Consider the following 9,938-nt stretch of genomic DNA (forward strand, 5'->3'; position numbering starts at 1 on the left):
GTGGATGACTTGAGCTCTCTATTATAACCGATTGGTTTTTTATGTCAAGCTTTTTTATTCATTTTGATTGCTGATGATTTCTAAATTGAAACCGTATGTCGCAATCAATACGGGCTATTATACGCTAAAAATTTTTAGCGTCAAGCAATTTTTTGAAAAATCTTCGAAATTTTTAGAATTTATTACGCAAAGTGCCGACAATACCCGATAACGCATAGGTGACGCCAATGGCAAGTAGCCCTACTGGAATGTCGTATAGCAATGCACCAAATAGCAACACGGCTACTAATAGCACCACAAATGGCACTTTTTGCTTGTCAAATTCTTTGAATGAGTAATATTTGACATTGCTGACCATCAATAGACCGCAGGCAATCACCCAAAACGCAAAGAACCAAGTCAGCTCGGTGCTCATACCATTGGTGAAATCGGCATAATTCAGACTCACCAAAACCGTGCAGGCAATGAGTAGTGCTGCTAATGGACTGGCTAGACCAATGAAATATTTCTTATCCACGACGCCGATTTGGACATTAAAGCGAGCCAAGCGAAATGCGGCGCACGCTGCATATACGAACGCACACGCCATGCCAAATCTGCCCCATGGCTGCAAGGCAAAGCTATAAACCAATACCGCAGGCGCAAGTCCAAAGGCGATACAGTCTGCCAATGAGTCATACTGCTCGCCAAAAGGACTTTGGGCGTTCAGTAGGCGTGCCGCACGGCCATCCATCCCATCCAAAAATGCCGAGACAAAAATCGCAAAGCTTGCCTTGATAAACTCGCCATTGGTACTAGATAAAATCGAATAAAAACCTGCAAATAATGACAGCGTGGTAATCAAGTTCGGCACAAGATACACGCCCTTACTCATCACTTTTTTGCCATCGTTGTGTTCTGGTTCGATGACCTCAAAGGTGATGCCGTCATGGTCGCATTCAGGATGAATATCTTGGTTGTCTGACTTTTTGATGTCTGTCATAGCTTGCCTATATGAATGTCTAAAAACGAAAATCGACTTGGCTTATTCACCAACCAGCCACTTGACCACCGCCATCTCGCCAAGCGACATCTGTGGGGCATCCGCAGGCTTTAGAATCGGTGCTAAAAATTCTAAAATCTCTTGGGCGGCATCGGCAAATTGCCACGGCGGATTGATGATAAATAGCCCTGTGCCATTTAAGCCGACTGCGACATCATTTGGGTAGAGATTGAGTTCACAGACGAGCTGTTTTTTGATGCCGGTGCGTTTCATTTTTTTATAAAATAATTCAGTGGCATCGATATTTTTGATCGGATACCACAGCACAAATGTACCATTGCCAAATTTCTTGTAGCTCGCCACAAGCAAATCTACCAAACGGCTAAAATCCTTGTGCTCTTGTTCAAATGGCGGATCAAGCAAAATCACGCCACGACGCTCTTTGGGCGGCACGACCGCAGGTACACCTTCAAAGGCATCACGATGATGGATGCCGATTGGCAATTGATACAGCTGATAATTGAGCGCATCATATTCATCAGCAATCGCTTCAAAGGCTTCGCAGCGCAGTGGTGCATCGGCTGAATGATACTCGCTATGGTGCGCAATCCACCACGGCGAACCCGGATAGACGAATTGGTCGTATTTATTGCGGGCAAATGCCAAATCATCCAAATATTGTGCTACCGCTTTTGGCAAGTGATTCACGCCTGCTTCGACGGCTTTTTCTAAGGCGATAATACCCCGTTCGGCTTCTTTGGTTTTTTGGGTTTCGGTGCTTGCCAATGAATACAAACCACGACCACCATAAGCATCTAGCACATAATATGGCTTGGCTTTGGCAGAAAATTGCGCCAATAACTGTAATAATAAAATATGCTTGGCAACATCGGCAAAGTTACCCGCATGATAGGCGTGTTTGTAATTCATAGTGTCTCGATTGATTTTTTGATAACAAATTTGTCTGTGATATGGTAGCATAGACAGCGTTTTTTGGCGAATTGTTTTTTTGGCACTCACAGGATTGGCATGACTGCGATGATTGATAGCATAACCATCACGACGGCTTTTGATACAGATTGGGCGACACGGCTCGATGCGATGCTGGATGATTTTTTGCACACAGGGGTGATGGTGGTCGATGACTGCTTTGGCGCTGATGCAGTGCGTGCACTACAAGCTGAGAGCGGCTATATCGACTATAAAGATGCGCATCTGACACACGGTGAGCGTGAAGTAAGCATTCGTGGCGACCGCATTCGCTGGATTGATGATGCCTGCCCTGTTGGACTGCGTTATTTGGCAAGTATTGAATCGCTTGGACAGTATTTCAATGCGGTGTTTTATGCAGGGATTCGTCGCTGTGAAGCGCATTACGCCTGTTATCCGTCAGGGTTTGGCTATCAATGGCACAAGGACAATCCTGCCGGTCGTGATGAGCGGGTCATCTCTGCGGTATATTATCTCAATGATGACTGGACAGATAGCGATGGTGGGGAAATTCTCGTCGTGGATAAGCTTGGCAATGAACAAAAGCTACTGCCCAAAGCCAATCGCCTTGTGCTGTTTGATAGTGACTTATTACACCAAGTTAATATTACAAATCGCACCCGCTTTTCGATTGCTACTTGGATGCGTCGTGATGATGATGTGTTATAAGTCATCCACTTTATCAATTTATTATTAATTTATATTTAATTATTGGATTTTTTATGGAAAAAATCACCATCCCAACACCATGTCAACAACAACTTAATGATTACTGCAATAAATGGAAAAACGATAAAGAACTTGAAAATTACCGCATTCAAGAACAAGCCTTAAATAAGTTATTCCATGAGTTATTGCCTTTAAATAACAATATATCAGCAATCTTGATAAAATCCTCAATACTTAATGATTTTTATAGCACAAATATTTTTGCCATATATCCAGTTGCTAAAAGAATTAAATCATTGGATATTGATAGGCGCTTAAAAGAAGGTGATGCAAATTTAGTCATGGATATAAAAAATGTGACTATCAATGGTAAAAATAAAAGTTTTTATTCATTTGCCACAAAATATTGCAGCCATCATGATGCTGAGAACTATCCCATTTATGATACATATGTAGATGAAGTACTAAGACACTTTCGCCGCGAAGACAAATTTTGCTCTTTTAAAAATCAAGATTTAAAAGATTACTGTCAATTTAAACAAATACTGATAGAATTTCAAAAATATTATAATATAAATTGCACCCTGAAGGATCTGGATAGATATTTATGGCTATTAGGCAAAGAGTTTTTTAATAAATACAAGAAAGCCCCATAACCACAATCCTATCTACCACTCTATTGCTCAAATTAAATCAATCTAATATTTTTGACAGCAATCTGTTGCATCAAGTGTAAATCGCTCATTGCGCCTGTTTTTCGATTACCACTTGGATGTACCGTGATGATGCGCTATAAAACATAGATAACCAAAGGAGTTGTGATGCAATCCATTTCTCAAAAACGCAATCGAGCCATTGGCGCTCTAACCGGTCTAGCAGTTGGTGATGCCTTGGGCGTACCTGCCGAATTTAAAGCCCGTGGCAGCTTTTCCCCTGTCACCGACATGATAGGTGGTGGTATATTTAATTTACCTGCCGGCTACTGGACGGATGACACCTCAATGGCATTATGCTTGGCAGATAGCCTGCTGGCTTGTGACGGCTTTGATAACCATGACCAAATGCAGCGCTATGCCAGATGGCTAGAATTGGGTGAAAATTCCTCAACAGGTAGATGTTTTGATATTGGTGATACCACCAGAAAAGCTGTGATGCAGTTTATCCATCGTGGCATCAGCCAAACCACTTATACCGATCATAGCAACTCTGGCAATGGTTCAATCATGCGCCTTGCCCCTGTGCCTATCTTTTATCATCATGATATTGAGCAAGCAGTGCATTTTGGTTGGTTAAGCTCAACCACCACACATGGTTCGGATGCGTGCTTATCTGCTTGTGCCTACCTAAGCCTAGTGCTGTGGCGCGCTATCAACAGTAAGATGGGCAAGGACGAACTGCTTGCAGATGATTCAACTCAATACAATGAACATTTGCATTCTATCATCAGTGGTGATTATCAGCACAAAAGCCGTGATGACATCATCGGTAGCGGCTATGTGGTTGAAAGCCTTGAAGCAGCTCTATGGTGTTTTTATCATACTGGTAATTTTGCTGATGCTGTCTTGACCGCTGTAAATTTGGGTGATGATGCCGATACCACAGCCGCCATCTGTGGGCAAATCGCCGGTGCTTATTATGGTGTTGATGCCATACCAGCACACTGGCTTGAAAAACTTCATGACAGTGAACGCATCATCAATCTTGGCGCGGCGTTATTTGACGCCAATCAATAGTCAAAATACCAACCATTTACATAAGATATCAATTAGGAAATTATGATGACCCACTCTCCAGAACTTGCCCTATCCATTGAGCTTATCCAGCAAGCATCCATCACTCCTGATGACAAGGACTGCCAAGGCATTCTCATCCGCCATCTTGATAAGCTTGGTTTTGACTGCGAGCTCATGTACTTTGGCGATAAAAACGATAATGGCAAAAATGCCGAAGTTAAAAACCTATGGGCCATCAAGCACGGGGCGGACAAGGACGCACCCGTGCTGTGCTTTGCCGGTCATACCGATGTCGTGCCGACAGGTGATGAGTCAGCATGGACTTATCCGCCATTTTCGGCGACCATCGCTGATGGTAAGCTGTGGGGGCGTGGCGCATCGGATATGAAAACTGGCGTGGCAAGCTTTGTAGTGGCGTGTCAGCAGTTCATCAACAAGCACCCTGAGCACAAAGGCAGTATCGCCCTACTCATCACCAGTGACGAAGAAGGCGTGGCGATTAATGGCACGGTCAAAGTCGTCGAAACGCTCGCCGCTCGCGGGCAAAAGATGGATTATTGCCTTGTCGGTGAACCATCTAGCACCGATAAGCTGGGCGATGTCATCAAAAATGGTCGTCGTGGCTCACTGAACGCCAAACTTACCGTCACCGGCAAGCAAGGTCATATTGCCTATCCGCACCTAGCCATCAACCCCATTCATGCTGTTGCCCCTGCACTTGCTGAGCTGACCGCCACACATTGGGATAATGGCAATGACTATTTCCCTGCCACATCGATGCAAATCTCAAACATCAATTCAGGCACAGGTGCAACCAATGTCATCGGCGGCAGCTGCACGGTATTATTCAATTTCCGCTACTGCACCGAAAACACCGCTGATAGCCTGATGGCAAAGACGCATGAGATTTTTGATAAGCATTTTGCAAATAGTGATGCGAGCTATCACATCGACTGGACGCTCTCGGGTGTGCCATTTTTGACCGAAAAAGGCGAGTTCGTCAGCGCCTGCGTCGATGCCATCAAGTCTGTTACTGGTATTGATACCACGCTTTCAACTTCTGGTGGCACATCCGATGGTCGCTTTATCGCACCGATTATGAATGCTCAAGTGGTTGAGCTCGGTGTCAAAAATGCCACCATTCACCAAGTCGATGAGCATATCGACATCAGCGAAATCGAAGACTTAACCAAAGTGTATGAAGCCATCCTAGCTCGCTTGGTGCTGTGATTTTTATTACAACTTATCCTAAGCCAAAAAAAGCCATGCAAGTTTTTTCTTACATGGCTTTGGTTGGACACATCTGATTAATCGTTATTAATCAATCACTTGTAGCCTGCTTTTTTCATCAGCATGATGGCTTTTTGTTGGTTTTGACCAGCAACTGAGACATTAATCATGTCACGCTTAAAGCTACTAGGTAGCCAGCGAGCCATATTGCCAGTAACACTAATGCGTGGGTTGGCTGGGTATTCAAAGTTATTCTGCGCATATAGGCTTTGGGCCTCTGAGCCGCTTAGCCATTCGATGAATTTTTGGGCTTCGGCAGCGTTATCGCTGTGCTTGACCACGCCTGCGCCTGAGACATTGACATGCGTGCCTTTGCCTTTTTGGTCAGCGAAGAATACTTTGACATTGTTAGCGACGCTTGGTTTTTGGTTCAGTAGGCGACCATAATAATAAGTATTGGCGATACCCACATCACAGCGACCTGCATCGATGGCTTCTAGCAGTGCGGTGTCATTTGAAAATGGCGCAGTTGCCAAGTTATTCACCCAACCTTTGACGATTTGTTCGGTTTTGGCTTGACCGTTGTGTGCAATCATGGTGGCGACCAATGACTGGTTATAGACGTTGTTTGACGTGCGTAGGCATAGCTTGCCTTTCCACTTGGCATCTGCCAAATCCGCATAGCTAGATAGCTGGCTTGCGTTCACTTTCTTTGGATTATAAAAAATCGTACGAGCACGCACTGACAAGCCAAACCATTGGTTATTTGGGTCACGCAGGTTTGATGGAATGTTTGATTTTAGCACCGATGAGTTGATTGGGCGTAGCAGTCCTGCTTGGGCTGCTTGCCATAGGTTGCCACCATCGACGGTGATGAACACATCCGCCTTAGTGTTTTTACCTTCAGCTTTGAGTTTTTCCATCAAAGGCCCTGCTTTGTCACTCACCAAAGTCACCTTAGTACCGGTTTTCTTTTGATAAGCTTGGGTTAATGGCTTAAGCAGTTCATCTGCACGAGCAGAATACACAACCAATTCGCTAGCAAATGCAGGCGCAGTCATCGCCAATGCCAATGAAGCAACGAGTAATTTTTTCATAATCAATCCTTTAATAAGCGTCTTGCGACCAAAAAATGCAAAACCGAATGGATTTGCACAAAATTTGCAATTTTTGTAAACAAAACATTGCCATGTTTAGCACTTATATAATAAAATATTTTCAGCATTTAAACAAGAAGAATTATCATTATCGATTTTTATACGGTTCTCGATAACGATAACCAACTTTTTGGCATTGTACATAAATTACACAACCCATATTTGCCCTTTTTCTTTTGACACGGTTGTTATGAACTCATCCCTTTTTTCTCGTCTGTGGCTACTGATTTGCGCCTGCTTGGTGATTATCCCGCTTGGGGTGATTGTGTCATCATTGGGCAGTTTTAATGCTGAGATTTGGCAGTTTTTGCTTGATTATGAATTGCCTTTATTATTAAAAAATACCTTGCTACTCATCATCGGTGTCGGCATTGGCGTGACTTTGCTTGGTACGACCACTGCTTGGCTGACTGCCATGCACCGATTTCCGCTACAGCGGTTTTTTGCTTGGGCGATGATGTTGCCTTTGGCAGTGCCTGCTTATGTGCTTGCCTTTGTACAGCTTGGCATTTTTGATTATACAGGTGGTATTAGTACCTTTTTAAGAGAAAATTGGGGATTTGAAAACGGCTTACCCGATGTGCGAAATGGCTTTGGCTTGACCATCGTCATGAGCTTGACACTGTATCCGTATGTGTATCTGCTTGCCAAAAATGCCTTTGGCAGTATGGGTGCGCGTGCGCTCGAAGCAGGTGCATCGATGGGTTTGTCTGCGCCAAAGTCCTTTGTCAAGCTTGCCCTGCCGATGGCTCGTCCGTGGATTGCAGGCGGTATGATACTTGCTTTGATGGAAGTGCTGGCTGACTTTGGGGCAGTGAGTGTCTTTGGTTATGATACTTTTACCACCGCCATTTATCAGGCGTGGTTTGGGTTTTTTTCGATTGATACCGCTAAGCAGTTGGCAAGTCTGCTCATTAGCTTGGTGTTTATTTTTTTGCTACTTGAGCAGTTGAGCCGTGGTCGTCGCCGTTTTGAGACGACAGGTCGTGCTAGCCATCATCGCCCGATTATCCTACATGGCTACAAAAAATGGCTTGCCACCGCTTATTGCGCCGCCATCTTATGCCTTGCTTTTGTCCTGCCTGTCCTACAGCTTATCTTGTGGGCGATGGATACTTGGCAAGATACCATCGCTTCTGAGCTCATCACCCAAATTTGGCATTCGGTCAGTGTCAGCCTGATGGCATCGGTGCTCGTGGCTGTGGTGGCGTTATTTATCGCCATCAGCACACGCACGGACCACAGTAAATTTGCTACTGCCGCCGCCAAAATCTCAACGCTTGGCTACGCCATCCCTGGCTCAGTGCTCGCTGTCGGGGTGTTCGTGCCTGTGGCATGGCTGGATAATTGGCTGATTGCAACTGTTGATGGCTTGGGCGATACTGATGCTATCTTTAAAGGGACGCTTGGGGTGATGCTGATTGCACTACTCATCCGATTTTTGGCACTCGGGGTGCAGTCGGTGGATGCTGGCATGAAGCGCATCAAATCTGCACACATCGAAGCGGCGGCATCGCTTGGGGCGACGCCACTCACGACCGTGCGTCGTGTGTATCTGCCGCTCATCAAAGGCTCGCTCGGTGTGGCGATGCTGATGGTCTTTGTCGATACGATGAAAGAGATGCCAATTACCCTGATGATGCGTCCGTTTGACTGGGATACTTTATCGGTGCGGATTTATTCATTCACCAGTGAAGGTCTGTATGACAAGGCGTCATTGCCTGCGCTTGCCATCATCATTGCAGGACTCATCCCTGTGATTTTGTTCGCCAAAATGGACCAAAAATAACACCACAAGATATTGATATTATTGAGAAAATTATGCTAAGCATCCATCAGTTATCCATCAGCTTTGACAACAAAACCATCCTAAGCGATATCAACTTTGAACTGCAAAAAGGGCAAATCGCCTGCCTACTCGGTGCATCAGGCTGTGGCAAGACCACCCTACTACGCTGTATCGCAGGCTTTGAGACACCGAATGCAGGTCGTATCATGCTTGATAATCAAGCCCTGTTTGATGGTAAACAGGCAATGCCTGCACACCGCCGTCATATCGGTATGGTGTTCCAAGATTATGCACTGTTTCCACATTTGACGGTGGCGGATAATATCGCCTTTGGCTTATCGACACTGGATAAATCAGCACAGGCGGCACGAGTCGATGAGATGTTAAGCCTGATTGATATGCAAAGCTACAAAAACAGCTATCCGCACGAGCTATCAGGCGGTCAGCAGCAACGAGTGGCATTGGTACGTGCACTTGCACCCCGCCCAAGCTTGGTGCTCTTAGATGAGCCATTTTCGAACCTAGATGTCGAGCTACGCACCAGCCTATCCAAAGAAGTCCGCCGTCTGCTCAAATCCCAAAATGTCAGCGCCATCTTGGTCACGCACGACCAAGCCGAAGCCTTTGCGATGGCGGATGTGGTCGGCCTGCTTGCCGATGGTCGGCTGCAACAATGGGATACACCAACCGCCCTGTATCACACGCCTGCCACCGAGATTGTCGCCCGCTTTATCGGTGAAGGAGTGCTGGTTGATATCCAAAACGGTGGCGAGCACGGCTTTGATAGTGTCTTTGGGCATATCATCCTAGCTGTGTCACCGCACGCCACCAAAGCACTCATCCGCCCACACGATGTCAAGCCCTACAAGGCAGAGCGTGATACGCACGCCATCGATGTCGTGGTCAGCGACCGAGATTTTCGTGGGGGTAATTGGCTCTATACACTGACCACACAGTCAGGGCAGACGCTACTAATGCAAACATCCATGGCTGCCAATCACGACAGCCACCAAATCGGCGATAGCCTGACTGTCGCTATAAGACGGGTAAGCACCTTATAATACTGATGGCTCTTATTAATCACCCATATAACAAAACCGTTCATGGCAGACCAAGAACGGTTTTGTTTTTAAAATTAACTCATCACAGCTCATCCAGCCATGCCATCTGAATGGCTTCTAGGATACGCTCATTAGATTTGTTTGGGTCATCGCTAAAGCCATCTAGTTCACAGACATAACGGTGCAAATCGGTAAAGCGAATGTACTGCACATCTTCATCAGGGTATTTTTCTGCTAAGGCAATGGCGATATCTAGGGTGTCGTGCCAAGTTAGGGTCATGGGGTTCTCCATCAAGAATATGAGTTTTAGTTTAGCATAAATTTGTC

At 45.5% G+C, this 9,938-nt stretch carries 10 protein-coding genes; 6 read left to right on the plus strand and 4 right to left on the minus strand.

Translation table 11 applies throughout. The features are described from left to right. Positions 1-172: 172 nt before the first annotated feature. Together pssA and Q0N89_RS09195 are read right to left on the minus strand one after the other, a co-directional pair. Positions 173-982, minus strand: a complete 810-nt coding sequence (pssA, locus tag Q0N89_RS09190) for a CDP-diacylglycerol--serine O-phosphatidyltransferase (RefSeq protein WP_294035683.1) — start codon at positions 980-982, stop codon at positions 173-175. A gap of 42 nt (positions 983-1,024) precedes the next feature. Continuing rightward, a complete protein-coding gene (locus tag Q0N89_RS09195) occupies positions 1,025-1,912 on the minus strand; it encodes a 23S rRNA (adenine(2030)-N(6))-methyltransferase RlmJ (protein ID WP_078253037.1) in 888 nt (295 codons plus the stop codon). A gap of 99 nt (positions 1,913-2,011) precedes the next feature. On the opposite strand from Q0N89_RS09195, the gene Q0N89_RS09200 reads away from it, so the two are divergent. The 4 genes from Q0N89_RS09200 (at position 2,012) to dapE (ending at position 5,604) form a co-directional block, all read left to right on the plus strand. Beyond that, on the plus strand, positions 2,012-2,641 hold the full coding sequence (locus Q0N89_RS09200) for a 2OG-Fe(II) oxygenase (RefSeq protein WP_294035687.1): 630 nt from the start codon (positions 2,012-2,014) through the stop codon (positions 2,639-2,641). Between the two features lie 53 nt (positions 2,642-2,694). Further along, positions 2,695-3,297 carry a hypothetical protein gene (locus Q0N89_RS09205; protein WP_294035689.1) on the plus strand — a complete coding sequence of 201 codons (603 nt, stop codon included), beginning with the start codon at positions 2,695-2,697 and terminating at the stop codon, positions 3,295-3,297. A 165-nt stretch (positions 3,298-3,462) separates the two neighbouring features. Beyond that, positions 3,463-4,374 carry an ADP-ribosylglycohydrolase family protein gene (locus Q0N89_RS09210; RefSeq protein ID WP_294035691.1) on the plus strand — a complete coding sequence of 304 codons (912 nt, stop codon included), beginning with the start codon at positions 3,463-3,465 and terminating at the stop codon, positions 4,372-4,374. Between the two features lie 45 nt (positions 4,375-4,419). Next, positions 4,420-5,604: a succinyl-diaminopimelate desuccinylase gene (gene dapE / locus Q0N89_RS09215; protein WP_294035693.1), complete on the plus strand. Its 1,185-nt coding sequence runs from the start codon at positions 4,420-4,422 to the stop codon at positions 5,602-5,604. A 95-nt stretch (positions 5,605-5,699) separates the two neighbouring features. Here dapE and Q0N89_RS09220 read toward each other — a convergent pair whose 3' ends face one another. Continuing rightward, positions 5,700-6,701, minus strand: coding sequence for an extracellular solute-binding protein (locus Q0N89_RS09220; RefSeq protein WP_294035695.1), 1,002 nt, complete (start codon positions 6,699-6,701; stop codon positions 5,700-5,702). A gap of 250 nt (positions 6,702-6,951) precedes the next feature. On the opposite strand from Q0N89_RS09220, the gene Q0N89_RS09225 reads away from it, so the two are divergent. Further along, positions 6,952-8,550, plus strand: coding sequence for an iron ABC transporter permease (locus Q0N89_RS09225; RefSeq protein WP_294035697.1), 1,599 nt, complete (start codon positions 6,952-6,954; stop codon positions 8,548-8,550). A gap of 32 nt (positions 8,551-8,582) precedes the next feature. Continuing rightward, a complete protein-coding gene (locus Q0N89_RS09230) occupies positions 8,583-9,611 on the plus strand; it encodes an ABC transporter ATP-binding protein (protein ID WP_294035699.1) in 1,029 nt (342 codons plus the stop codon). A gap of 82 nt (positions 9,612-9,693) precedes the next feature. Here Q0N89_RS09230 and iscX read toward each other — a convergent pair whose 3' ends face one another. Beyond that, positions 9,694-9,891 (minus strand): Fe-S cluster assembly protein IscX, encoded by a 198-nt coding sequence (gene iscX, locus Q0N89_RS09235; RefSeq protein ID WP_078253014.1) that lies wholly within the window; start codon positions 9,889-9,891, stop codon positions 9,694-9,696. Between the last annotated feature and the right edge of the window lie 47 nt (positions 9,892-9,938).

The sequence above is a fragment of the uncultured Moraxella sp. genome, assembly GCF_945873075.1.
GTDB lineage: Bacteria > Pseudomonadota > Gammaproteobacteria > Pseudomonadales > Moraxellaceae > Moraxella.

Excerpts from the sequence above, each read along its gene's own strand:
- pssA (WP_294035683.1), bottom strand. The coding sequence starts at position 982 with ATGACAGACATCAAAAAGTCAGACAACCAAGATATTCATCCTGAATGC.
- Q0N89_RS09195 (WP_078253037.1), bottom strand. The coding sequence starts at position 1,912 with ATGAATTACAAACACGCCTATCATGCGGGTAACTTTGCCGATGTTGCC.
- Q0N89_RS09200 (WP_294035687.1), top strand. The coding sequence starts at position 2,012 with ATGACTGCGATGATTGATAGCATAACCATCACGACGGCTTTTGATACA.
- Q0N89_RS09205 (WP_294035689.1), top strand. The coding sequence starts at position 2,695 with ATGGAAAAAATCACCATCCCAACACCATGTCAACAACAACTTAATGAT.
- Q0N89_RS09210 (WP_294035691.1), top strand. The coding sequence starts at position 3,463 with ATGCAATCCATTTCTCAAAAACGCAATCGAGCCATTGGCGCTCTAACC.
- dapE (WP_294035693.1), top strand. The coding sequence starts at position 4,420 with ATGACCCACTCTCCAGAACTTGCCCTATCCATTGAGCTTATCCAGCAA.
- Q0N89_RS09220 (WP_294035695.1), bottom strand. The coding sequence starts at position 6,701 with ATGAAAAAATTACTCGTTGCTTCATTGGCATTGGCGATGACTGCGCCT.
- Q0N89_RS09225 (WP_294035697.1), top strand. The coding sequence starts at position 6,952 with ATGAACTCATCCCTTTTTTCTCGTCTGTGGCTACTGATTTGCGCCTGC.
- Q0N89_RS09230 (WP_294035699.1), top strand. The coding sequence starts at position 8,583 with ATGCTAAGCATCCATCAGTTATCCATCAGCTTTGACAACAAAACCATC.
- iscX (WP_078253014.1), bottom strand. The coding sequence starts at position 9,891 with ATGACCCTAACTTGGCACGACACCCTAGATATCGCCATTGCCTTAGCA.